The organism is Pseudomonas sp. MPDS (assembly GCF_013283895.1).
GTDB lineage: Bacteria > Pseudomonadota > Gammaproteobacteria > Pseudomonadales > Pseudomonadaceae > Aquipseudomonas > Aquipseudomonas rhizophila.
On sequence record NZ_CP054128.1, the window covers coordinates 6,089,912 to 6,114,130 of the forward strand.

Sequence of the window (24,219 nt, forward strand, 5' to 3'; positions counted from 1 at the left end):
TCCTACTTTCTTGTCCCGCAACGATGGAGTGCAGGAGTAAAGAGACCTTACAAGGCAATTCCTACAACGCCATCGGCGTATGTCTGAGCGACATGTTCATTTAAGAACATTCATTCAGGGAAATTCCCATTGTTTAAGTGATGAGAAGCGATGCTATTTTCGGTAACGAAACTGTAACATTCGCATCCGCAGTCATAACAAGAATCTGGAGCCCTTGAATGTTTGCTTTCTTTCGTCCTGCCGTACATCAGGCGCCCCTGCCTGAAGAAAAAATAGACAGCACCTACCGACGCCTTCGCTGGCAGATTTTCGCCGGCATCTTCATCGGCTACGCCGGTTATTACCTGCTGCGCAAAAACTTCTCCCTGGCCATGCCATACCTGATCGACGAGGGCTACACCCGGGGTCAGTTGGGCCTGGCCATGTCGGCCATTGCCATCGCCTACGGGCTTTCGAAGTTCCTGATGGGCCTGGTGTCCGACCGTTCCAACCCGCGCTATTTCCTGCCATTCGGTTTGCTGGTCTCGGCGGGGGTGATGTTCATTTTCGGTTTCGCGCCTTGGGCAACATCCAGCGTAACCATGATGTTCATCCTGTTGTTCATCAATGGCTGGGCCCAGGGCATGGGTTGGCCACCCAGTGGCCGGACCATGGTGCACTGGTGGTCGCAGAAAGAACGCGGCGGTGTGGTGTCCGTCTGGAACGTGGCGCATAACGTCGGCGGTGGCTTGATTGGGCCGTTGTTCCTGCTGGGGATGGGCTGGTTCAATGACTGGCATGCGGCGTTTTATGTACCGGCGGCCGTGGCGCTACTGGTGGCGCTGTTTGCCTTCGCGACCATGCGCGACACCCCGCAATCGGTAGGCCTGCCGCCGATCGAAAAATACAAGAACGATTACCCGGAAGGCTACGACGCCAGTCACGAGAACGAGTTCAGCGCCAAGGAAATCTTCGTCAAGTACGTGCTGCGCAACAAAATGCTCTGGTACATCGCCATGGCAAACGTCTTTGTTTACCTGCTGCGCTACGGCGTGCTGGACTGGGCGCCCACCTACCTCAAGGAAGCCAAAGGCTTCACGGTGGATAAAACCTCCTGGGCGTACTTTTTGTATGAGTGGGCAGGCATCCCCGGCACGTTACTGTGCGGCTGGATGTCGGACAAAATCTTCCGCGGCAACCGGGGCCTGACGGGCATGGTGTTCATGGCGCTGGTGACCGTGGCGACACTGGTGTACTGGCTGAACCCGGCCGGCAACCCGACCGTGGACATGATCGCCCTGGTTTCCATTGGCTTTCTGATCTACGGCCCGGTGATGCTGATCGGTTTGCAGGCTCTGGAACTGGCGCCGAAAAAGGCCGCTGGTACCGCCGCAGGTTTCACCGGGCTGTTTGGCTACCTGGGAGGCTCGGTCGCGGCCAGTGCTGCCATGGGCTACACGGTGGACCATTTCGGCTGGAACGGTGGTTTTGTATTGCTGGTGGGTGCTTGCCTGCTGGCGATGGCGTTCCTCGCGCCAACCTTGTGGCACAAGCAAATCGCCAGTCAGAGCCGCGAAGCGGTGGCCTGATCCAGGGCTGATTTACAGCGTTTGAGCCGCGCCTCCAGATTCCGGTCTGGCATGGCGTGGCTGCGCAGGGCGTGGATGGTCTGCTCGACATAATCGCGAGTGGTGCCATAGCGCCCACAGGCGCTTTCGAACACCTGGCTCAGCACATGATCCGGCAAGTTGCCGGCATAGCTGGGCAGGTGCCGCTCCAGCACAAACCCCAAGGCCTGCACCCGACTGCCATCTTCGAGACGGCAACTGAGCCAGTGCGGACGATAGGACGGGAACGGCATCTCGCGCTGCCACAGGGCGAACAGCGAATCCTCAAGATTGTCCTGCGGCAATCGATAGGCAAAACCGCTGCACGAACCGCCGCGATCCAGTCCAAACACCAGCCCCGGCAATTCGGGGGTGCCACGGTGTTCGTGAGACCACAAATACAAACCGCGATGATAACCATGGACGCGGCCGCGCACCCGTTCCACCGCCGTGCATTCCGGCCGCCAGATCAACGAACCATAAGCGAACAACCACACAGGCCCGCCCTGGTGCAGACTCATGGTCGATTGCATCGACGTGCGCAGCTGCTCATGGGTCAGCTGCGGCCCCAGGTCGAGGCGTGGCGGGTATGGGGCGCTGGCAAAGGCGGATTCGATAGCGGTCATGGCCGGTAGCAGTTGGCTCCTCGCGGGTCGGAAGTTGGTAGCGCCGTCATGACACTGACGCTGATCAGAATCAAGGCAAGTTGGATGCCATGAATGCCTGAAACTCAGGCATATACCTTAACGACATCTAGTGTGCGTACTAAATATCGAATCGATATATCGCCAGGTATATGACCCTGTGGGAGCAAGGCTCGCCCGCGATGAAAGCGATGCTGTCTTTCAGAGACCGAGGTGCCTGTTTCGCGAGCAAGCTTTGCTCCCACAAAGCTGAAATCCTCTCGCTACAAAAAACGGACCTCAATCAAGCTTCAAGAGCCGCTCAAGAGCCGCTCAAGAGCTCGGCTCAAGAGCGCGGCGCATAGGCAAACACGTCGGCGCGCATTTGGTGGGCGTCCATTCCGGCTTCTACCAAAGCATCGAGCGTGGCATAGATCATGGCCGGCGAACCGCTGGCGTAGACATGCACATCCTTGAGATTGCTGATGTCCTCGCACACAGCTTCGTGAAGCATCCCGCAACGACCTGTCCAGCCGCACAGGTCGCTGACGACTTTGTGCAGATACAGGTTCGGCAGTTTTTTCCACTCATCCCAATGCTCGATTTCATAGAAATCTTCCGGACGCCGCACCCCCCAATACAGATGCACCGGGTGCTTGAAACCCGCTGCGCGGCAATGTTCGATCAGGCTGTGCATCTGCGCCATGCCGGTACCGGCGGCAATCAACACCAGTGGGCCCTCCGGCAACTCGGACAAATGGGTGTCGCCAAAGGGCATTTCGATGCGCACATTGGGGTTACGCTGAAGTTGCTCCAACAATGTCTGCGCACTGTTTTCGCGCACTAATACGTGCAATTGCAGCTCGCGCCCCGAATGCGGCGCCGAGGCCAGGGAAAACGCCGATTTCTCGCCATTCTCCCGCTCGATCATCAGGTACTGCCCCGCGTGATAGCGCGGCGGCTTGCCCGCCGGCGCGCGCAGGCGTACTCGCCAGACATCACCGCCCACGTCGGCGCATTCAGTGACCTGGCACGCCAGGCTGCGCACCGGCAACTCGCCCGGTGACAGCACGCCATCCCAGAGCACCACGCAGTCCTCCAGGGGCTCGGCAATGCAGGTGAAAATCTCACCGTGATCGCGCACTTCACCCGCCTGCTCCACGCGGCCTTCCACTAACAGCGCACCACAGACATGGCAGTTGCCATTGCGGCAGCTTTGCGGGCACTCGTAGCCCAGGCGTCGCGCGCCATCGAGAATCCGCTCGGCGGGCCGGATATCCAACACCGCCCCGGAAGGCTGCAAGGTTACACGCATCAATCTATTCCTAACTGATTCCAGATGGCATCGATCCGTTGGGTAACGGCTTCATCCTTGACGATCACCCGGCCCCACTCACGGGTGGTTTCACCGGGCCATTTGTGCGTGGCATCGAGTCCCATCTTCGACCCCAGGCCGGACACCGGCGAGGCAAAGTCGAGGTAATCGATCGGCGTATTATCGATCATCACCGTGTCACGCTTGGGGTCCATGCGCGTGGTGATGGCCCAGATCACGTCGTTCCAGTCTCGTGCGTTGATATCGTCGTCAGTGACAATAACGAACTTGGTGTACATGAACTGTCGCAAAAACGACCAGACCCCCAGCATGACCCGCTTGGCATGCCCCGGGTACGACTTCTTCATGGTCACCACGGCCATGCGGTAAGAGCAGCCTTCCGGCGGCAGGTAGAAGTCGGTGATCTCGGGAAATTGCTTCTGCAGGATCGGCACGAACACTTCGTTCAGAGCCACCCCGAGAATGGCCGGCTCATCAGGCGGACGGCCAGTGTAGGTACTGTGGTAAATCGGCTTGATCCGATGCGTAATGCGCTCGACGGTGAACACCGGAAAGCTGTCGACTTCATTGTAGTAGCCGGTGTGGTCGCCGTACGGACCTTCATCGGCCATTTCGCCGGGATGGATCACGCCTTCAAGAATAATCTCGGCAGTGGCCGGCACTTGCAGGTCGTTGCCGCGGCATTTCACCAGTTCGGTGCGGTTGCCACGCAACAGCCCGGCGAAAGCATATTCGGAGAGGCTGTCAGGCACTGGCGTGACAGCGCCGAGAATGGTCGCCGGGTCCGCGCCGAGGGCCACGGACACCGGAAACGGTTGCCCAGGATGTTTTTCACACCATTCCCGGTAATCCAGTGCACCGCCACGGTGGCTCAGCCAGCGCATGATGACCTTGTTCCGGCCAATGACCTGCTGACGGTAGATACCGAGGTTCTGACGGTCCTTGTTCGGACCTTTGGTGACGGTCAGGCCCCAGGTAATCAGCGGCCCCACGTCGCCCGGCCAGCAGGTCTGCACCGGCAACATTGCCAGGTCGACATCGTCGCCTTCGATCACCACTTCCTGGCAGATGGCGTCCTTGACGACTTTCGGCGCCATGGAAATGATCTTGCGGAAAATCGGCAGCTTGGACCACGCATCCTTCAGGCCTTTGGGCGGCTCAGGCTCCTTGAGAAACGCCAGCAGCTTGCCGATCTCGCGCAATTCGCTGACGGCTTCGGCGCCCATGCCCAAGGCCACGCGCTCCGGCGTGCCGAACAGGTTGCCCAGCACCGGGATGTCATAACCGGTCGGGTTTTCAAACAACAGCGCCGGGCCTTTGGCTCGCAGCGTACGGTCGCAGACCTCGGTCATTTCCAGTACGGGGGACACCGGCACCTGGATGCGCTTGAGTTCGCCGCGCTGTTCCAGACCGCTGATAAAGTCGCGCAAGTCGCGATACTGCATGCAAAAGCCTCATGGTAGCCGTGGCGTTCGGGGGCCCGAGTTTAACGCCGCCCGTTCAAAATAGTGAATGCACGGATAGCAAAAAGCCGGGTTTCCCCGGCTTTGCTGCCCTGCCTGATCGATTACTTGCGCTTCATCGACAGGAAGAACTCATCGTTGGTCTTGGTCTGCTTCAACTTGTCGACCAAAAACTCGATGGCAGCGACTTCATCCATAGGATGCAGGAGCTTGCGCAGGATCCACATACGCTGCAGCTCGTCGTCGGCGGTCAGCAACTCTTCGCGGCGGGTGCCGGAACGGTTGATATTAATGGCCGGGAAGACGCGCTTTTCAGCGATCTTGCGATCCAGAGGCAGTTCCATGTTACCGGTGCCTTTGAATTCCTCGTAGATCACTTCGTCCATCTTCGAGCCGGTTTCAACCAGCGCGGTGGCGATGATGGTCAGCGAGCCGCCTTCTTCGATGTTGCGCGCGGCGCCGAAGAAACGTTTCGGTTTCTCCAGGGCGTGGGCATCGACACCACCGGTCAGCACCTTGCCGGAGCTCGGGATCACGGTGTTGTAGGCACGAGCCAGGCGGGTGATGGAGTCCAGCAGGATCACCACGTCTTTCTTGTGTTCGACCAGGCGCTTGGCCTTCTCGATCACCATTTCGGCAACCTGCACGTGGCGGGTCGGCGGCTCGTCGAACGTCGAGGCAACCACTTCGCCGCGCACGGTGCGCTGCATCTCGGTCACTTCTTCCGGACGCTCGTCGATCAGCAGCACGATCAGATGAACTTCAGGGTTGTTACGAGCGATATTGGCCGCGATGTTCTGCAGCATGATCGTCTTGCCCGCTTTCGGCGGCGCCACGATCAGACCGCGCTGGCCCTTGCCGATAGGTGCGCACAGGTCGATGACCCGGCCGGTGAGGTCTTCAGTGGAACCGTTACCGGCTTCCATCTTCATGCGCACGGTCGGGAACAGCGGGGTCAGGTTCTCGAAGAGAATCTTGTTCTTCGCGTTTTCCGGACGATCGAAGTTGATCGTGTCGACCTTGAGCAGCGCGAAGTAACGCTCGCCTTCCTTCGGAGGGCGGATCTTGCCAACGATGGTGTCACCGGTGCGCAAGTTGAAACGACGGATCTGGCTCGGCGAGACGTAGATATCGTCTGGGCCGGCAAGATAGGAAGCGTCTGCGGAGCGGAGAAAGCCGAAGCCGTCCTGGAGAATCTCCAGCACGCCATCACCGGAGATTTCCTCGCCGCTTTTCGCGTGCTTTTTGAGCAGGGAGAAAATCACGTCCTGCTTGCGCGAACGGGCCATATTTTCTATGCCCATCTGTTCGGCCAATTCGAGCAGTTCGGTAATCGGCTTTTGCTTGAGTTCAGTCAGATTCATATAGGAATGACGTAATCATTTATGGAGGGGGGAAATTAAGCTTTTGGCTTAATGAGGCCGCGCCGCGGAGAAGGCGACAGGATCGCGTACTTATTCGAAAGGAGTGCGTCGGCGACGGCTTGCAGGGGGCAAAGGAGAAACCAGTGCGGGGCCGAATGTAACACCTGGGTTTGCGAGCGTCTAGCCCCGAGTAACGAAAAAAGCCCCGCGATTAGCGGGGCTTTTTCAACAGCATTCGGCGCTTAGATGTTGGCGTCGATGAAAGCAGCCAGTTGCGACTTCGACAGTGCGCCAACCTTGGTGGCTTCGACATTACCGTTCTTGAACAGCATCAGCGTCGGGATACCACGCACGCCATACTTGGGCGGGGTTTCCTGATTCTCGTCGATATTGAGCTTGGCAATGGTCAGCTTGCCAGCGTAGGTGTCAGCGATTTCGTCCAGGACCGGGGCGATCATTTTGCATGGACCGCACCACTCAGCCCAATAGTCGACCAGTACCGCGCCTTCGGCCTTGAGTACGTCAGCCTCGAAGCTAGCGTCGCTAACATGTTTGATCAGATCGCTGCTCATGGAATCTCCGGGATTGTCAGCAAAAAAACGTGGCCCATCATAGCTGCCCTTACCGGGTTCAGGAAGCCGCAGTTGATTGAGTCTCGCTATGGTGTCTGATGTATTTAGGTATGACGCCCGTCATGGGGCAGCCGGGGCCACGAAGGAAATTCCGGTGCGCAGTGCGGCGTTACGTACGTGTTCCTGCATGGCTTTTTGCGCGCCACCCGAAGCGCGACGGGCCAGGGCCCGAAGGATCTTGCGATGCTCCTGCCAGGTCTCCATCGCCCGCTCCGCCCTGATGAACGGCAGTTTCTGGCTCTCCAGGAAGATGTCGGCGCTGGCGGTGAGAATACTCAGCATCGCCTGGTTGCCGCTGGCCTGCAGGATGCGCCGATGGAACTCGAAATCCAGCCGCGCCGCTGCGTCGAAATCCCCTGCCTTGAGCTCCCGACGCATGGCCTCGACGTTGTCCTCCAATGTGTCGAGTTCATCGGCGCTCAACGTCACCGCCGCCAACCCGGCCGCGAAACCCTCCAGGGCATAACGCAACTGGAAGATATCCACCGGCGAAGCCTGGGCCGCGAACGGCCAGCCCGGGGCCAGTTCGCTGCGCGAAACCTCCACCGACGACTGCACGAACACACCCTTGCCCGGCTGTACGCTGATGACGCCCAGCGCACTCAACGATGAAAGCGCTTCACGCAGCGAGGCGCGACTCACCCCCAGTTGCAACGCCAGGTCCCGTTGCGACGGCAGCGCATCCCCGGGAGCGAAGCCTTCATCGATGATCAGTTTACGGATGGCTTGCAGCGCCACTTCGGGCACCGCGCGAGAGATGGAATTCATGGTTTTTCAGACGAACCGGGCCAGTGAGCGACCAGTTGTAAAGCTAAACGCCGCGCCCGGCAAGTCGTGCTCCACTTGGGTTCGGCGGCAAATACCAACGCTCGATAACGGTGCGAAACGCGGCGCAACTGTTCAGACCAGTAAGACCTCATCCCGCCAGTAAAACCGTGGCTTTGGCAGATTAAAAACCAGCTTGGCATGGCCTGTGCTCTGTCCGAACGCAGAAATCACATCACCGATGCGGAGATTCGCCATGATCAAGCGTTACAGCGCCCTGCTTACCGCCCTGTTCGCCAGCCTGATGCTCACTCATCTGCCCGCTCAAGCGGACGGCCTGGAAGACGTGGTCAAGCGTGGCACCCTCAAAGTCGCAGTCCCCCAGGACTTCCCGCCGTTCGGCTCGGTTGGCCCGGACATGAAGCCGCGCGGCCTGGACATCGACACCGCACAACTGCTGGCCGATCAGCTCAAGGTCAAGCTTGAACTGACCCCCGTCAACAGCACCAACCGCATTCCGTTCCTGACCACCGGCAAGGTTGACCTGGTGATCTCCAGCCTGGGCAAGAACCCCGAGCGTGAAAAAGTCATCGACTTCTCCAGCGCCTACGCGCCGTTCTACCTCGCGGTATTCGGCCCGCCCGAGGCCGCCATCAATGGCCTGGACGACCTCAAGGGCAAGACCATCAGCGTCACCCGCGGCGCCATCGAAGACATCGAGCTGACCAAGGTAGCTCCCCAAGGCGCCACGATCAAACGCTTTGAAGACAACAACTCGACCATCGCCGCCTACCTGGCCGGTCAGGTGGACCTGATCGCCAGCGGCAACGTGGTGATGGTCGCAATCAGCGAACGCAACCCCAAGCGCGTCCCGGCGCTGAAAGTAAAACTCAAGGATTCGCCAGTGTATGTGGGCGTGAACAAGAACGAGCCGGCGCTGCTGGACAAGGTCAACCAGATCCTGGCCACTGCCAAGACCGATGGCAGCCTGGAGAAAAACTCCCAGACCTGGCTCAAGCAGCCGCTGCCGGCCGATCTCTGACCGTCGCCTGAGAGGTTGAGCATGGCTTATCAGTTCGATTTTATGCCGGTGGTGCAGAACACCGAGCTGCTGTTGCGCGGTGCCTTGTTCACCTTGGAGTTGACGGCCATCGGCGCGCTGCTCGGGGTTGGCCTGGGCATCGTCGGTGCCGTGGTGCGGGCGTGGCATATTCGTCCGTTCTCGGCGATCTTCGGCGTGTACGTGGAGCTGATCCGCAACACGCCATTCCTGGTGCAGCTGTTTTTCATTTTCTTCGGCCTGCCGTCCCTGGGCTTGCAGATATCCGAATGGCAGGCAGCGGTACTGGCAATGGTGATCAACCTCGGCGCCTACTCCACCGAGATCATCCGCGCCGGCATCCAGGCCATTCCGCGTGGGCAGCTGGAAGCCGCCGCGGCCCTGGCGATGAGCCGTTTCGAAGCCTTTCGTCATGTGGTGCTGCTGCCGGCGCTGGGCAAGGTCTGGCCGGCCCTGAGCAGCCAGATCATCATCGTGATGCTCGGCTCGGCGGTCTGCTCGCAGATCGCCACTGAAGAGCTGAGCTTTGCCGCCAACTTCATTCAGTCCCGTAATTTCCGCGCGTTCGAAACCTATGCACTGACCACGCTGATCTACTTGTGCATGGCGCTGTTGATCCGCCAGTTCCTGAACTGGGTGGGGCGCCGCTACATTGCCAGGAGCAGCCAATGAGCGATTTCACTTTCTGGGACGTGGTGCGCAACCTGCTCACGGGCCTGCAATGGACCCTGGCATTGTCGCTGGTGGCGTTTATCGGGGGCGGCGTGATCGGCTTGCTGGTGATGGTGCTGCGCATTTCCAAAAGCGCCCTGCCCCGCAATATTGCTCGCACCTACATCGAGCTGTTCCAGGGCACACCGCTGTTGATGCAGCTGTTCCTGGTGTTCTTCGGCGTCGCCCTGGCCGGGGTGGAAATCTCGCCGTGGATGGCAGCGGCAATTGCCTTGACGCTGTTTACCAGTGCCTATCTGGCGGAGATCTGGCGTGGCTGCGTCGACGCGATATCCAACGGCCAGTGGGAAGCCTCGGCGAGCCTGGCCCTCAACCCGCTGGAGCAGTTGCGCTACGTGATCCTGCCCCAGGCCTTGCGCATCGCCGTGGCGCCGACCGTGGGGTTTTCGGTGCAAGTGGTCAAGGGCACGGCAGTGACCTCGATCATTGGCTTTACCGAACTGACCAAGACCGGCGGCATGCTCGCCAACGCCACGTTCGAGCCGTTCATGGTGTACGGCCTGGTGGCCCTCGGTTACTTCCTGCTTTGCTACCCCTTGTCCCTCAGTGCGCGCTACCTGGAAAGGAGACTGCATGCCTCTGCTTAGAATTTCCGCCCTGCATAAATACTACGGCGATCACCACGTGCTTAAAGGCATCGACCTGAGCGTCGAGGAAGGCCAGGTCGTGGCGATCATCGGTCGCAGCGGTTCGGGCAAATCCACCCTCTTGCGCACCCTCAATGGTTTGGAGTCGATCAACGACGGCGTGATTGAAGTCGACGGCGAATACCTCGACGCCAGCCGCGCCGATCTGCGCAGCCTGCGACAGAAAGTCGGGATGGTGTTCCAGCAATTCAACCTGTTCCCGCACCTGACCGTCGGTGAGAACGTGATGCTCGCGCCGCAGGTTGTTCAAAAAGTACCCAAGGCCAAAGCGGCTGAATTGGCACGCCAGATGCTGGAGCGAGTCGGACTCGGGGAGAAATTCGACGCCTTTCCGGACCGCCTGTCCGGCGGCCAGCAACAGAGGGTCGCCATCGCCCGCGCCCTGGCGATGTCGCCAAAAGTACTGCTGTGCGACGAAATCACCTCCGCCCTGGACCCGGAACTGGTCAATGAAGTGCTCGGCGTGGTGCGACAGCTGGCCAAGGACGGCATGACCCTGATCATGGTCACCCACGAGATGCGCTTCGCCCGTGAAGTAGGGGACAAGCTGGTGTTCATGCACCAGGGCAAGGTGCATGAGACGGGGGACCCCAAGGTGCTGTTCGCCGATCCGCAGACGGTGGAACTGGCGAATTTTATCGGGACGGTCGAGTCGGCGACCTGAGGTTCTGCTGCGCCGTTTCTGGCCTCATCGCGAGCAGGCTCGCTCCCACTTCGATCGCGACTCGGTCACTTGTGGGAGCGAGCCTGCTCGCGATTGACGCGAAGCGGTCGCCTTTGCGTTGGCGTAAGCGGTTGATCGTGGCAGGATGGCAAGGTTATCGACCGAGACTTTTTGACCATGCCGCCATCCCAAGCCAAGAATCTGTCCCTGATCGCAGCCATAGACCTGGGCTCCAACAGCTTCCACATGGTCGTCGCCAAGGCCCAGAACGGGGAAATCCGAATTCTTGAGCGGCTCGGCGAGAAGGTCCAACTGGCCGCCGGCATCGACGAAGAGCGCCAGCTGAGCGAAGAATCCATCCAGCGCGGGCTCGATTGCCTCAAGCGGTTCGCCCAACTGATCAACGGCATGCCCCTGGGCGCGGTACGGATCGTGGGCACCAACGCATTGCGCGAGGCGCGCAACCGCGGCGAATTCATCCACCGCGCCGAAGAGATCCTCGGCCATCCGGTGGAAGTCATTTCCGGGCGTGAAGAAGCCCGTCTGATTTACCTCGGTGTCTCCCATACGCTGGCAGACACACCGGGCAAACGCCTAGTGGCGGACATCGGTGGCGGCAGTACCGAATTCATCATTGGCCAGCGCTTCGAGCCGCTGCTGCGCGAAAGCCTGCAAATGGGTTGCGTCAGCTACACCCAGCGTTATTTCCGCGACGGCAAGATCACCCCGGCGCGCTACGCCCAGGCCTATACGGCGGCTCGTCTGGAAATCATGAGCATCGAACATGCCCTGCACCGCCTGACCTGGGATGAAGCCATTGGCTCCTCGGGCACCATTCGCGCCATTGGCCTGGCCCTCAAGGCCGGCGGCCATGGCACTGGCGAGGTCAACGCCGAAGGCCTGGCCTGGCTCAAGCGCAGGCTGTTCAAGCTCGGCGACTCGGACAAAATCGATTTCGAAGGCATCAAGCCTGACCGCCGGGCGATTTTCCCGGCGGGCCTGGCGATCCTCGAAGCGATTTTCGACGCCCTCGAACTGCAACGCATGGACCACTGCGAGGGTGCCCTGCGCGAAGGCGTGCTCTATGACCTACTCGGGCGCCATCACCATGAAGACGTCCGTGAGCGCACCCTGGGCTCGCTCATGGAGCGTTACCACGTCGATCAGGAACAGGCCGCACGGGTCGAACGCAAAGCGCTGCACGCCTTCGACCAGGTGGCCGACGACTGGGATCTGAACGACGGGGTCTGGCGCGAATTGCTGGGCTGGGCCGCCAAGGTGCATGAGGTGGGCCTGGACATCGCCCACTATCACTACCACAAACACGGCGCCTACCTGATCGAGCATTCGGACCTGGCAGGCTTCTCCCGCGAAGACCAGCAGATGCTCGCGCTATTGGTGCGTGGCCACCGGCGCAATATTCCCAGGGATAAATTCGCCGAGTTCGGCAATGACGGCATCAAACTGATTCGCCTGTGCGTGCTGCTGCGCTTTGCGATCCTGTTCCACCACATCCGCGGTACCCAGGAAATGCCCCAGGTGGTCCTGCGCGCCGACGGAGCTCAACTGGATGTGCTGTTTCCCGAAGGCTGGCTGGAAGAGAACCAACTGACCCAGGCTGACTTCGCCCAGGAAGCCGAATGGCTTACCCGAGTCGGGATTGTGCTGAACATCCACTGATTGCTCACTGGAATGAGCTGCAATCCCTGTGGCGAGGGAGCTTGCTCCCGCTGGAGGGCGAAGCCCTCCCAAGAATTCAGGGCCGCTTTGCAGCCCAGCGGGAGCAAGCTCCCTCGCCACAAAAGCTAAGCCTACCTCTACCTCTTAACGAACCGTCAGCAACGGGCTGCCCAAGCGCTCCAGCAATGTCGCCTGGGCGCTGCGGGCATTCTGGTTGCCGGTCGGCGTGTTGCGGATATAGCGACCGTCCGATTGCAGGCTCCAGCTGTGGGTGTTGTCGGTGAGGTAGCTTTCCAGCTCCTTCTTGACCCGCAGGATCAGCTTCTTGCCTTCCACCGGGAAGCAAGTCTCGACGCGCTTGTCGAGGTTGCGCTCCATCCAGTCGGCGCTGGACAGGAACATCTGCTCCTCCCCACCGTTGAGGAAGTAGAACACCCGGGTATGTTCCAGGAAGCGACCGATGATCGAGCGTACATGGATGTTGTGGGAAACCCCCGGGATACCCGGCCGCAGGCAGCACATGCCGCGCACCACCAGGTCGATGCGCACGCCCGACTGGCTGGCCTTGTACAACGCGCGGATGATCTTCGGATCGGTCAGCGAGTTGAATTTGGCGATGATGTGCGCCGGCTTGCCGTCCAGGGCGAACTGCGTCTCCCGGGCAATCATGTCGAGCATGCCCTTTTTCAAGGTGAACGGCGCGTGCAGCAGTTTTTTCATGCGCAGGGTCTTGCCCATGCCGATCAACTGACTGAACAGCTTGCCGACGTCTTCGCACAAGGCATCGTCGGAGGTCAGCAGACTGTAGTCGGTGTACAGACGGGCGTTGGCGGCGTGATAGTTGCCGGTGCCCAGGTGGGCGTAACGCACGATCTCGCCGGCCTCGCGCCGCAGGATCAGCATCATCTTGGCGTGGGTCTTGAAGCCGACCACACCATAAATCACCACCGCACCGGCCGCTTGCAGACGACTGGCCAGTTGCAGGTTGGACTCTTCATCGAAGCGCGCCCGCAATTCGATCACTGCCGTGACCTCTTTGCCGTTACGCGCCGCGTCCACCAAGGCGTCGACGATTTCCGAGTTGGCGCCGCTGCGATACAGGGTCTGGCGCACCGCCAATACGTGGGGATCCTTGGCCGCCTGGCGCAGCAGGTCGACCACGGGCGTGAACGACTCGAACGGGTGCAGCAGCAGAATGTCCTGCTTGCTGATCACGCTGAAAATGTTCTCGCTGTTTTGCAGCAACTTCGGGATCTGCGGCGTGAACGGCAAATATTGCAGTTCCGGATGGCTGTCCAGACCGGTGATGCTGAACAGTCGGGTCAGGTTGACCGGACCGTTGACCTGATACAGCTCGGTCTCATGCAGGTTGAACTGCTTGAGCAGGTAGTCGGACAGGTGTTTGGGGCAAGTGTCGGCCACTTCCAGGCGCACCGCATCACCGTAGCGACGCGAGAACAGCTCGCCGCGCAGGGCGCGGGCCAGGTCTTCGACGTCTTCGGTGTCTACCGACAGGTCAGCGTTACGGGTCAGGCGGAACTGGTAGCAACCCTTCACCTTCATGCCCTGGAACAGGTCATCGGCGTGAGCGTGGATCATCGACGACAGGAACACATAATTGTCACCGGGGCCGCCGACGTCTTCCGGCACGCGGATGATGCGCGGCAACAAGCGTGGCGCGGGGATGATCGCCAGGCCGGAATCGCGACCGAAGGCGTCGATGCCTTCGAGCTCGACGATGAAGTTCAGGCTCTTGTTGACCAGCAGCGGGAACGGGTGCGTCGGGTCGAGGCCGATCGGGGTGATGATCGGGGCGATCTCGTCGCGGAAATAGCGGCGCACCCAAGTCTTGAGCTTGGTGGTCCAGTAGCGGCGACGAATGAAGCGAACCTGATGCTTTTCCAGCTCGGGCAACAGAATGTCATTGAGAATCGCGTACTGGCGGTCAACGTGGCCGTGGACCAGCTCGCTGATGCGGGCCAGAGCCTGGTGCGGCTGCAGGCCGTCGGCACCGGCCTGTTCACGGGCGAAGGTGATCTGCTTTTTCAGGCCGGCGACGCGAATCTCGAAGAACTCGTCCAGGTTGCTGGAAAAGATCAGCAGGAACTTGAGCCGCTCCAGCAGCGGGTAGGACTCGTCCAGCGCCTGCTCCAGCACGCGGATGTTGAACTGCAGTTGCGACAGCTCGCGATGGATGTACAGGCTGCTGTCATCCAGGTTGGGAATGACAATCGCAGGGGCCACGGGGGCCTCGGGCACCACCGGCGGCGTAGGCACGGCCTCATGCTCCGGCGGTGTTTCGGCGACCTGCTCGACCACGGGCTGAGCGTCTTTTACGGCAACTTCAGAGAGTCCTTCGGTATTCATCACAAGTTCCTGGGAGGCTATTTCTGCTCTCGTAACAATTGGGCGGCGCGCACAGCAAAGTAAGTCAGGATGCCATCAGCTCCTGCACGTTTGAAAGCGGTCAAGGACTCAAGGATCACTCCTTCGCCCAACCAGCCGTTCTGGATTGCCGCCATGTGCATGGCGTACTCGCCGCTGACCTGATAGACAAAGGTCGGTACTTTGAATTCGTCTTTGACCCGGCAAAGAATGTCGAGGTAAGGCATGCCCGGCTTGACCATGACCATATCAGCCCCTTCTGACAAGTCCGCCGCCACTTCGTGCAAGGCTTCCTCGCTGTTGGCCGGGTCCATCTGATAAGAGGCCTTGTTGGCCTTGCCCAGATTCAGCGCCGAGCCGACCGCATCACGGAACGGGCCGTAATAGGCGCTGGCGTACTTGGCCGAGTAGGCCATGATCCGCACATTGACATGACCGGCCACTTCAAGCGCCTCACGGATCGCCTGGATGCGACCGTCCATCATGTCCGACGGCGCCACCACCTGGGCACCGGCCTCGGCGTGAGACAACGCCTGCCTGACCAGTGCATCGACGGTAATGTCATTCTGCACATAGCCTTCTTCATCGAGAATGCCGTCCTGCCCATGCGTGGTGAACGGGTCCAGCGCCACGTCGGTGATCACGCCCAGTTCCGGGAAACGGGCACGCAGGGCACGGGTCGCGCGCTGGGCGATGCCATCGGGGTTCCAGGCTTCGGCGGCGTCCAGGGACTTGAGCCCGGCAGGCGTGACCGGGAACAGCGCCAGCGCCGGAATACCCAGCTCGACCCACTTGGCGGCTTCTTCAAGCAACAGGTCGATGGTCAGGCGCTCTACCCCGGGCATCGAGGCCACGGCCTCGCGACGGTTCTCACCGTCCAGCACGAACACCGGCAGGATCAGGTCATCAGTGGTCAGCACGTTTTCACGCACCAGCCGACGAGAGAACTCATCACGGCGATTGCGACGCAGACGGGTAGCGGGGAACAGACGATTGGCGGGGGTAAAGCTCACGGCAGACTCCTGAGCCCGCGCTGACGGGCGAGCGTGACAGTTATAGACGGCCATTATGACGAACAGATGACAGATATGTGCACCTGCGTCCCGTCGTCGCAGTCATTGTCGTTGCAGGAAATGTTCACGTCGAGACACATCTCGATACTTTCCTGAATGTGTCCGAAGGGTTAGGCTGCGCGTTCATTTCGCCAGCACCCAGACAATGCTCCAGCAATTTCTCCATGACTTCGGCTACCTGGCCTTGTTTATCGGCACGTTCTTCGAAGGCGAAACCATCCTCGTGCTCGCAGGCTTCCTGGCGTTCCGTGGCTACATGGACATCAATCTGGTGGTGGTGGTGGCGTTCTGCGGCAGCTACGCGGGCGATCAGTTGTGGTACTTCATGGGGCGCAAGCACGGCCGCAGGCTACTGGCGCGAAAACCTCGCTGGCAGTTGATGGGCGATCGGGCGCTGGAGCACATTCGCCGGCATCCGGACATCTGGGTCCTGAGTTTTCGCTTCGTCTACGGCTTGCGCACAGTCATGCCGGTGGCCATCGGGCTGTCGGGCTATCCGCCGGGCCGCTATCTGTTGCTCAATGGTATCGGCGCGGCGATCTGGGCCACTGCCCTGGCCGCCGCCGCGTACCACTTCGGCGCGGTGCTCGAAGGCATGCTGGGCAGCATCAAGAAATATGAGTTGTGGGTACTCGGTGCCCTGCTGGTGCTGGGGCTATGCCTGTGGCTGCGTCGACGTATCAAGAATGCACGGCTGGCCAGGAAAGTCCTCGAAGCCGAACGGCTGGAGCAAGCCAGGACCCACGAGCCTACGACGCCAGCCGAGTGACCCGGCTGCGACAGCAATACAGCCCGATGCCACTGAGCAGGCTGTAGCTGAGCAACCCAACCCAGGCCACGGGGCTGGCCGGCCACAACCCCACCAGCGGCGCCAGCCACACCAGTGGTAAATTCAGGACCAGCCGCAACAGCTCCAGCCTCAGGGCCCACGGGCGATTCTCCAAGGCCACGCCCAACACAAACAAACCCAGCGCCACCGTGCCCCAACCCAACACCAGGGCAGCAACCGACAGGCTGTTCTCCAGGTTCATCAAGTAACTGCCCAGCGCAATGTAGGTACAGAACTGCAACGCCACGTACCACTGCTGGCGGCCGTCCAGCGGCACCTCGAATTTGCGGAACTGACTCAGGTCCGGCTTGTTCAGCGGGTACCGCGCCGCCACATCCGCCGGACGCCAACCGGTGGGCATAAACCAGATCCGCAGCTTGTCTCGCCAGCGCTCTGCCCGTCGCGCATCCGCCCACAATTGCGCATAGAACTGCAGGTTGGCCCACAACGGATTCCAGCTCGCCAGCGGCGTGGTCACGCCAAAAATCACCGGTTCGTTAGCGTCTTCTTCCTGAAAGGTGCGAAACAGACGGTCCCAAATAATGAACACCCCGCCGTAATTGCGATCCATGTAAAGAGGGTTCTGTGCATGGTGGGCGCGATGATTGGACGGCGTAACGAAACACCACTCCAGCCAGCCGAGCTTGGGGATGTGTTGGGTGTGGACCCAGAACTGATACAGCAGATTCAACGCCGCCACGCTGACGAACACCACCAGCGGCACGCCGGCCACCGCCAGCGGCAGGTAGAAAATCCAGCTCAACACAAACCCGGTGCTGGTCTGGCGCAACGCCGTGGAGAGGTTGTAGTCCTCACTCTGATGATGGACCGAATGGGCCGCCCAGAGGATGTTGCGCTCATGGCCCATGCGGTGCAGCCAGTAATAACAGAAGTCGTAGAACACGAAGGCCAATACCCAGACCCAGGCCTGGTCGGCAGACAAGTGGATAACGGCCAGGTGTTCCAAGGCAAACGCGTAGGTCACCAACCCCACGCCCTTGGTCAGCAAACCGGTCGTGGTGGAGAGCACGCCGGTGCTCAGGCTGTTGATGGCGTCTGCCACGCGGTAATGGCTCACACCCCGCCAGCGGTCGGCCAGCAACTCGACGGCAATCAGCACAAAGAAAAACGGCACGGCATACAGAATGAAATTCATGACGCAACCCGAGCAGACAAAGCAGGGAGATAGTCGGCAGATTAGGTGTAGCTGCTCGATAACCCTATGGCAACGAGTGACAAATTAGTGGACATTTAACGCCATGAATCTGGAGAAAAGCCCATGAGCAAAAAAGTTGCAGTGATCCTTTCCGGCTGTGGCGTGTATGACGGTGCAGAGATCCAAGAAAGCGTGATCACCTTGCTGCGCCTCGACCAGCGCGGCGCACAGGTGCAGTGTTTCGCCCCCGACATCGCGCAGTTGCAGGTCATCAATCACCTGACCGGCGAGCAGATGCCCGAGAGCCGCAACGTATTGGTGGAGTCCGCCCGGATCGCTCGGGGCAATGTAAAGGATTTGCGCGAAGCCAACGCCGAGGACTTCGACGCGCTGATCGTGCCTGGCGGTTTCGGCGCGGCGAAGAACCTCTCCAACTTTGCCGTCGAAGGCGCGGGCTGCACCGTCCAGCCGGAGGTTCTGGCGCTGACCGAAGCCTTTGCCGAGGCCGGAAAACCGGTGGGGCTGATCTGCATTTCCCCGGCCCTGGCGGCAAAAATCTATGGTCCGGGGGTGACCTGTACCATTGGCACAGATACCGACACTGCCGCCGCCGTCACCAAAATGGGCGGCATCCACGAAGACTGCGCTGTCACCGATATCGTCGAAGACACTGCGCGCAAGCTGGTCAGCACGCCGGCCTACATGCTGGCGCAGAACATCAGCGAAGCGGCTTCGGGGATCAATAAACTGGTGGACCGGGTGCTGGAGTTGACTCACGAGAATGACGAGTAACACCACCCTTCAATGTGGGAGCGAGCCTGCTCGCGATGGCGTCAGTTCAGTTGATGTATCTGTTTGCTGACACACCGTCATCGCGAGCAGGCTCGCTCCCACAAGAGGTCCGAGCAAGACTCAGGAAGTTCGGGCCAAGCGCGTCAGTATCCGATCCAGCGCATTGGCGAACCCTTGCTTGTCCCGCTCGCTGTACGCTGCCGGCCCGCCGCCCATATGGCCCTGCTCACGCAAGTCGGTGAACAGGTTGCGCACCGCCAGCCGATCACCCATGTTCTGCGCATCGAACTCCTTGCCCCGCGGATCCAGTGCCGCAACCCCCTTCTTCACCAGCCGGTCAGCCAACGGTACGTCGCTGCAGATCACCAGCTCACCCGGTACGGCATGCTCCACCAGGTAATCGTCCGCCGCGTCAGGCCCGCTGGGCACCACGATCAGCTTCACGCAGGCCAAGGCCGGCTTGATCTGCGGTTGGCCGGCCACCAGCACCACTTCGAAGCGGCGTTTCAAGGCGAACTTGACCACCAGTTCCTTCGCGGCCTTGGGACAGGCGTCGGCGTCGATCCATACACGCATTGAGTTTTTCCTCTAATTAAAAGCATCGCGGGCAAGCCTTGCTTCCACAGGCGAATACTGACTGTGGGAGCAAGGCTTGCCCGCGATTATGAGCGCAGCGAATGCTGTTCAGGAAACCTGGACCCTACGCTTCTCCGCCACCCGACTGCGCCCGTACAACACCACAATCGCCACGATCGCCACCACTTGGGCGGCCAAGGAATAAGCATCGGCGTGAATGCCCAGCCAGTCGAAATCGAAGAACGCCACCGGACGGGTGCCAAAGATCCCGGCTTCCTGCAGCGCCTTCACGCCATGACCGGCAAAAACCACCGACAGCGCGCAGAGCAATCCGGCATTGATGCTGAAAAACAACGCCAGCGGCAGTTTCGCCGAGCCGCGCAGAATCACCCAGGCCAACCCCACCAACAGCACCAGCGCCGTGGCGCCGCCAGCCAATACGGCATCATGCCCGGCGGGACCGGCTTGCAGCCACAGGGTTTCGTAGAACAGGATCACTTCGAACAGCTCGCGATAGACCGAGAAAAACGCCAGGATCGCAAAACCGAAACGTCCGCCGCCGCCCACCAGACTGCTCTTGATGTAATCCTGCCAGGCCGCCGCGTGACGTCGGTCGTGCATCCACACACCCAGCCACAGCACCATCACACTGGCAAACAAGGCCGTTGCGCCTTCGAGCAATTCGCGCTGGGCGCCGCTGACGTCAATCACATAAGCGGCCAGCCCCCAAGTCGCCAGACCAGCCAGCAGCGCCAGCCCCCAACCGACGTTGACGCTGCGAACCGCTGACTGTTGACCGGTATTGCGCAGGAACGCCAGGATCGCCGCCAGCACCAGAATCGCTTCCAGCCCTTCGCGAAGCAGAATCAGCAAGCCCGAGATGTAGCTCAGCGACCAGCTCAAACCGTCGCCACCCAGCAGATCCGCCGACTCCGTCAGCTTGGCCTTGGCCGCGTCCAGGCGCTGCTCGGCCTGCTCGACCGACAAGCCATCCTGCAACGACTGACGGTAGGCCATCAGCGCTTTTTCAGTGTCCTTACGCACATTGGCATCGACGTTATCCAGCGAACTTTCCACCAGCTCGAAACCTTCCAGGTAAGCCGCTACCGACAAGTCATAGGCTTGGTCGTGATCACCGGCGCGATACGCCGCGATGCTCTTGTCCAGGGTGGTGGCGGTGTAGTCGAGCAACTGCGCCGGGCCACGCTGCACTTGTGGCGGCTGGGCACGCTGGGCACGAAAGGTGGCTGCCGCTTCAGGGCCCTGCGCCGCGAGGATTTCGGTCGGTGTCTGGCGCGCGAGATCAGCGAGGTTGAAGGTCTGTCCGCTTTTAGCGGCCGCCGGGTCGGCGCTGAAGCTGGCGATGTACGTCGCCAGGTCCCAGCGCTGACGGTCGTCGAGCTGATCGGCAAAGGCCGGCATGTCAGTGCCTTCGACGCCCATGCCAAGCGTGTTGTAGATCGCGTAGAGACTCAGATGATCCAGGCGCGCCCCATCGCGCAGGTTGGCGGGTGCAGGCTCCAGGCCGACACCGGCAGGACCGTCGCCGGCCCCGCTGTCACCGTGGCACACCGAGCAATTCTGCGCATATAGCGGCGCACCGCGGGCCGGGTCCGGGGTGATCACCGGCGCCTGACTGACCTCATACGCCACCGCCAGTCTGGCCCCCAGTTGCCGCGCCAGGCGGGCGACCTCATCGCCGTCCTGATGCGCGGTGATGGCGCTGCGCAAGGCGGCGACGCCTTGTGTCAGCTCTGCTTTCTCAGGTTTGGCTGGCAGCGCAACGATCAGCCCTTCCAGGCGCTGGGTAAATTCCAGTTGCTCGCGGTATTCAGACTCGTCGACAACCTTGCCCGCCTGCACCGTCGCCGGATAATCCGCCCCGATGTAATCCAGTAAATGCAGCGCCTGGGGGGCGCCCTCCAGGGTGTCGGCCAATAGATTGGCGCTGCATAGCGCAAACAACGGCAGCGCTAGCCAGGCCAGAAAACGGTACGGGGCAGTCATGAATGACTCTCAGATGGAAATAAGAAGTAACACATTGTTCACTTCCAATGACCTTGACTCAAGGGTTGATGTGTTTCTGAAGCAGATTTCATCGGATCTTCACGCTTGGAAGTGATGTCACAAAAACTGCATTACGAGATTAAAAAGCCATTACATAGCCAACGGCCATGTTTATAATCCCGCCGCCCTCTTATTGTCCGAAGGCATAAAAGCTCCTCCGGTTATGAGGAACCGACAGCGCCCAGCGCTCGTCCGTGGATCGTCCCAGCCCGACCCGCACCCCCGGCTGATACCTCAGGGAAGAAGTATTCATGGCATCCCGTGCCGCTCTTTCGATCGCCCTCGGCGCGATCACCTTGTTGTCTGGCTGCTCTGCGTTTCGCAACTACGACAGCGAATTGGCCCAGACCAATCAGCAACTGGCTTCCGGCAACGTCGACGCGGCGTTGACCCTGCTGGAGAAGAACAACACCAGCCAAGACAAAGACCTGCTGTATTTCTTCGAAAAAGGCGAACTGTTGCGCGCCAAGGGCGACCTGCCCGGCAGTCAGGCTGCCTGGTCCAGCGCCGATCAGCAGGTGGGTCAGTGGGAAGATGCAGTCAAGCTCGACACAGGCAAATATCTGGCACAGTTCGGCAGCTTTCTGGTCAACGATAAAGTTCGACGCTACGAAGGCTATGACTACGAAAAGGTCATGCTGACCACGCAGATGGCCCTGAACCAGCTGGCCGTGAACGACTTCGACGGCGCGCGGATGCAGATCAAGAAAACCCACGAGCGCGAAGCGGTGATTGCCGACCTGCGGGACAAGGAATACCTCAAGCGCGAGGAAGACGCCGAGAAGCAAGGGGTCAAGACCGAGTACAAGGACCTGCAGGGCTACCCGGTGGCCAGCCTCGACGCGCCGGAAGTGATCAGCCTGAAAAACAGCTATCAGAGTGCGTTCAGCCATTACCTGGCCGGGTTCGTCTATGAAGCCTTGGGCGAAAAAGACCTGGCCGCTCCGGGTTATCGCAAAGCCGCCGAACTGCGTCCGAATACGCCGTTGCTGGAGCAGGCATTGATCAACCTCGACAAGCCCGCTGGCAAGAAAGATGAAAGCGACATCCTGATTGTGGTGCAGAGCGGCCTGGCGCCGTCACGGGACTCGATCCGCATTCCCCTGCCCCTGCCCATCAGCGGCAATGTGGTGATCACGCCACTGTCATTCCCCCTGATCAAGCCTGACACCTCCACCGCCACGTTCACTCAAATCGGTGTCGACGGTCGTCAACTGGACCTGACCCAGCTCAACAGCACCACAGCCATGTCCCGCCGCGCCCTGCGCGACGACATGCCCGGCATCATCCTGCGCACAACCGTGCGCGCGATCACCCGGGGCGTGGCGCAAAAACAGATCAACGAAACCAATCCCCTGGCCGGCCTCGCGGTGGGCCTGACCTCGGCCGTGCTGGAAGGCGCGGACACCCGGACCTGGCGCACCCTGCCGGACTACACCCAAGTGGTGCGTCTGCGCCTGAAAAAAGGTGAACACCACGTCACCTTGCCGAGCGCGGTGGGCGGTTCGGTGGTCAAGGTTACCGTCGATCAGCGTTACCAGGTCATCAGCCTGCGGGCGGTGGGCAATCAGGTCTTCGCCGGTGGCCTGGCCGCCCAGGTGATCCCGAGCACCAACCCGACCGCCGTCGCCAGCATCAAGCAACCTTAAGAACGGAGTCTTGTTCAAATGCGTTTAAAATTGATCACCCTCGGTGTCCTGGCCTTGCTGGCCGGTTGCGCCACCCCTGCGCCGCCGGAGCCGGGCAGCGCCGCCAGCAAAGTCGTGGCCATGGGCAAGCAGAAAAACATCGTGGTCGGCGCCATGCGCGTGGCCCGGGAAAACGGCTACCTGACCGTCAATGTGCAGTTGAGCAACACCAGCTTCAACAACAAGACGATGTACTACCGCTTTGCCTGGTTGGGACCGGAAGGCTTTCCGGTTGCCGAGGAAGAAACCTGGAAAAGCCTGACGCTGTACGGCGAACAAACCAGTTTCCTGCCGGCTATCGCACCGACCCCCAAGGCTGTGGATTTCCGATTGGAAATCAATACGCCTTGAGCCACACACCTGTGGGAGCGAGCTTGCTAGCGATAGCAATGCATCAACCAGCAATGCGCTTGGCTGACAGACCGCTATCGCGAGCAGGCTCGCTCCCACAAAAGGCTCTACTGACTGGCACCACGCGTTAACCCTAATTTTTCAGCTTTCGAGAGCACTCCCATGTTTGTACGCATTTCATCCCTCGCCCTTGCCGCCCTGCTGGTCAGCGGCTGTGCCAACAACTCTCCGGTCCTGGGCAACAAGAACATCAGCTACGGCGACACCAAGGCCGTGGAAACCGTGACCAACGAATTCGGTTCCACCGATCTGCAAATGATCGCCGAGTCCATGACCCGCTCCCTGGCCCAGTCCGGCATTCTGCAGGGCCGCCCGGTGGTTCAGGTCTATGACGTGAAGAACAAGACCAGCGAGTACATCGACACCCGCGAGATCACCACCAGCATCAAGACCCAATTGATGAAGACCGGTGCGGCACGTTTCGCCAGCGACAACAACGCCATGGACAGCCAGGTTGACCAGCTCAAGCTGCAAAACCAGAGCGGCCTGTACAAGAAAAGCACCGTGGCCAAGACCGGCAACATGATCGCGGCCAAATACCGCCTCGAAGGCTCCATCAGCTCGATCGTCAAGCGCAGCAGCGACTACAAGGACGTCTTCTACAAATTCAGCCTGCAATTGATCGACGTCGAAAGCGGTCTGGCCGAGTGGATGGACGAGAAAGAAATCCGCAAGACCACGGAGCGCTAA

The 24,219-nt window shown here is 60.4% G+C and carries 22 protein-coding genes; 11 read left to right on the top strand and 11 right to left on the bottom strand.

Annotation, left to right across the window (positions count from 1 at the left end):
• Positions 1 to 218 precede the first annotated feature (218 nt).
• Complete coding sequence (glpT, locus tag HQ912_RS27075; RefSeq protein WP_047226091.1) at positions 219 to 1,568, top strand: glycerol-3-phosphate transporter; 1,350 nt, start codon at positions 219 to 221, stop codon at positions 1,566 to 1,568.
• Here glpT and HQ912_RS27080 read toward each other — a convergent pair.
• From HQ912_RS27080 to HQ912_RS27105, 6 genes are all read right to left on the bottom strand, one after another.
• Positions 1,544 to 2,212, bottom strand: a complete 669-nt coding sequence (locus HQ912_RS27080) for a gamma-glutamylcyclotransferase (RefSeq protein WP_047226092.1) — start codon at positions 2,210 to 2,212, stop codon at positions 1,544 to 1,546. The genes glpT and HQ912_RS27080 overlap by 25 nt on opposite strands.
• Before the next feature lie 343 nt (positions 2,213 to 2,555).
• Positions 2,556 to 3,524 carry a CDP-6-deoxy-delta-3,4-glucoseen reductase gene (locus tag HQ912_RS27085; RefSeq protein ID WP_076383063.1) on the bottom strand — a complete coding sequence of 323 codons (969 nt, stop codon included), beginning with the start codon at positions 3,522 to 3,524 and terminating at the stop codon, positions 2,556 to 2,558.
• Entirely contained in the window at positions 3,524 to 4,990 is a 1,467-nt protein-coding gene (gene ubiD, locus HQ912_RS27090; protein WP_173407493.1) for a 4-hydroxy-3-polyprenylbenzoate decarboxylase, read from the bottom strand. Before ubiD ends, HQ912_RS27085 begins: the two co-directional genes overlap by 1 nt.
• Positions 4,991 to 5,112: 122 nt before the next feature.
• Positions 5,113 to 6,372: a transcription termination factor Rho gene (gene rho / locus HQ912_RS27095; protein ID WP_025216061.1), complete on the bottom strand. Its 1,260-nt coding sequence runs from the start codon at positions 6,370 to 6,372 to the stop codon at positions 5,113 to 5,115.
• Positions 6,373 to 6,614: 242 nt separating this feature from the next.
• On the bottom strand, positions 6,615 to 6,944 hold the full coding sequence (gene trxA / locus HQ912_RS27100) for a thioredoxin TrxA (protein ID WP_047226095.1): 330 nt from the start codon (positions 6,942 to 6,944) through the stop codon (positions 6,615 to 6,617).
• Between the two features lie 120 nt (positions 6,945 to 7,064).
• On the bottom strand, positions 7,065 to 7,772 hold the full coding sequence (locus tag HQ912_RS27105) for a FadR/GntR family transcriptional regulator (RefSeq protein ID WP_173407494.1): 708 nt from the start codon (positions 7,770 to 7,772) through the stop codon (positions 7,065 to 7,067).
• Positions 7,773 to 8,025: 253 nt separating this feature from the next.
• Here HQ912_RS27105 and HQ912_RS27110 point away from each other — a divergent pair, with 253 nt between their 5' ends.
• The 5 genes from HQ912_RS27110 to ppx all read left to right on the top strand — a co-directional run bounded on the left by HQ912_RS27110 (position 8,026) and on the right by ppx (position 12,552).
• A complete protein-coding gene (locus tag HQ912_RS27110) occupies positions 8,026 to 8,811 on the top strand; it encodes a transporter substrate-binding domain-containing protein (protein ID WP_173407495.1) in 786 nt (261 codons plus the stop codon).
• A gap of 21 nt (positions 8,812 to 8,832) precedes the next feature.
• Complete coding sequence (locus HQ912_RS27115) at positions 8,833 to 9,501, top strand: amino acid ABC transporter permease (RefSeq protein ID WP_047226098.1); 669 nt, start codon at positions 8,833 to 8,835, stop codon at positions 9,499 to 9,501.
• Positions 9,498 to 10,148 carry an amino acid ABC transporter permease gene (locus HQ912_RS27120; protein ID WP_076383065.1) on the top strand — a complete coding sequence of 217 codons (651 nt, stop codon included), beginning with the start codon at positions 9,498 to 9,500 and terminating at the stop codon, positions 10,146 to 10,148. The genes HQ912_RS27115 and HQ912_RS27120 overlap by 4 nt, the downstream gene beginning before the upstream one ends.
• Positions 10,135 to 10,872: an amino acid ABC transporter ATP-binding protein gene (locus HQ912_RS27125; protein ID WP_076383066.1), complete on the top strand. Its 738-nt coding sequence runs from the start codon at positions 10,135 to 10,137 to the stop codon at positions 10,870 to 10,872. Before HQ912_RS27120 ends, HQ912_RS27125 begins: the two co-directional genes overlap by 14 nt.
• Before the next feature lie 177 nt (positions 10,873 to 11,049).
• Positions 11,050 to 12,552 carry an exopolyphosphatase gene (ppx, locus tag HQ912_RS27130; RefSeq protein ID WP_047226101.1) on the top strand — a complete coding sequence of 501 codons (1,503 nt, stop codon included), beginning with the start codon at positions 11,050 to 11,052 and terminating at the stop codon, positions 12,550 to 12,552.
• A 144-nt stretch (positions 12,553 to 12,696) separates the two neighbouring features.
• Here ppx and ppk1 read toward each other — a convergent pair whose 3' ends face one another.
• Complete coding sequence (gene ppk1, locus HQ912_RS27135) at positions 12,697 to 14,919, bottom strand: polyphosphate kinase 1 (RefSeq protein ID WP_047226102.1); 2,223 nt, start codon at positions 14,917 to 14,919, stop codon at positions 12,697 to 12,699.
• Between the two features lie 17 nt (positions 14,920 to 14,936).
• Positions 14,937 to 15,950, bottom strand: coding sequence for a porphobilinogen synthase (gene hemB / locus HQ912_RS27140; protein ID WP_047226103.1), 1,014 nt, complete (start codon positions 15,948 to 15,950; stop codon positions 14,937 to 14,939).
• Positions 15,951 to 16,155: 205 nt separating this feature from the next.
• On the opposite strand from hemB, the gene HQ912_RS27145 reads away from it, so the two are divergent.
• Entirely contained in the window at positions 16,156 to 16,779 is a 624-nt protein-coding gene (locus HQ912_RS27145; RefSeq protein ID WP_047226104.1) for a DedA family protein, read from the top strand.
• Here the strand turns inward: HQ912_RS27145 and HQ912_RS27150 are convergent.
• Positions 16,760 to 17,995, bottom strand: coding sequence for a sterol desaturase family protein (locus tag HQ912_RS27150; RefSeq protein ID WP_047226105.1), 1,236 nt, complete (start codon positions 17,993 to 17,995; stop codon positions 16,760 to 16,762). The genes HQ912_RS27145 and HQ912_RS27150 overlap by 20 nt on opposite strands.
• A gap of 123 nt (positions 17,996 to 18,118) precedes the next feature.
• Here HQ912_RS27150 and elbB point away from each other — a divergent pair, with 123 nt between their 5' ends.
• On the top strand, positions 18,119 to 18,787 hold the full coding sequence (gene elbB / locus HQ912_RS27155) for an isoprenoid biosynthesis glyoxalase ElbB (RefSeq protein WP_173407496.1): 669 nt from the start codon (positions 18,119 to 18,121) through the stop codon (positions 18,785 to 18,787).
• A 120-nt stretch (positions 18,788 to 18,907) separates the two neighbouring features.
• On the opposite strand, the gene HQ912_RS27160 is transcribed toward elbB, so the two are convergent.
• Positions 18,908 to 19,363 carry a YaiI/YqxD family protein gene (locus HQ912_RS27160; RefSeq protein ID WP_047226107.1) on the bottom strand — a complete coding sequence of 152 codons (456 nt, stop codon included), beginning with the start codon at positions 19,361 to 19,363 and terminating at the stop codon, positions 18,908 to 18,910.
• Positions 19,364 to 19,471: 108 nt separating this feature from the next.
• Complete coding sequence (locus HQ912_RS27165) at positions 19,472 to 21,370, bottom strand: FTR1 family protein (protein WP_107321373.1); 1,899 nt, start codon at positions 21,368 to 21,370, stop codon at positions 19,472 to 19,474.
• 311 nt (positions 21,371 to 21,681) lie between these two features.
• On the opposite strand from HQ912_RS27165, the gene HQ912_RS27170 reads away from it, so the two are divergent.
• The 3 genes from HQ912_RS27170 to lpoB all read left to right on the top strand — a co-directional run bounded on the left by HQ912_RS27170 (position 21,682) and on the right by lpoB (position 24,219).
• On the top strand, positions 21,682 to 23,079 hold the full coding sequence (locus tag HQ912_RS27170) for a COG3014 family protein (RefSeq protein WP_047226109.1): 1,398 nt from the start codon (positions 21,682 to 21,684) through the stop codon (positions 23,077 to 23,079).
• Positions 23,080 to 23,097: 18 nt separating this feature from the next.
• Positions 23,098 to 23,469: a YcfL family protein gene (locus tag HQ912_RS27175; RefSeq protein ID WP_047226110.1), complete on the top strand. Its 372-nt coding sequence runs from the start codon at positions 23,098 to 23,100 to the stop codon at positions 23,467 to 23,469.
• A 162-nt stretch (positions 23,470 to 23,631) separates the two neighbouring features.
• Entirely contained in the window at positions 23,632 to 24,219 is a 588-nt protein-coding gene (gene lpoB / locus HQ912_RS27180) for a penicillin-binding protein activator LpoB (RefSeq protein ID WP_173407497.1), read from the top strand.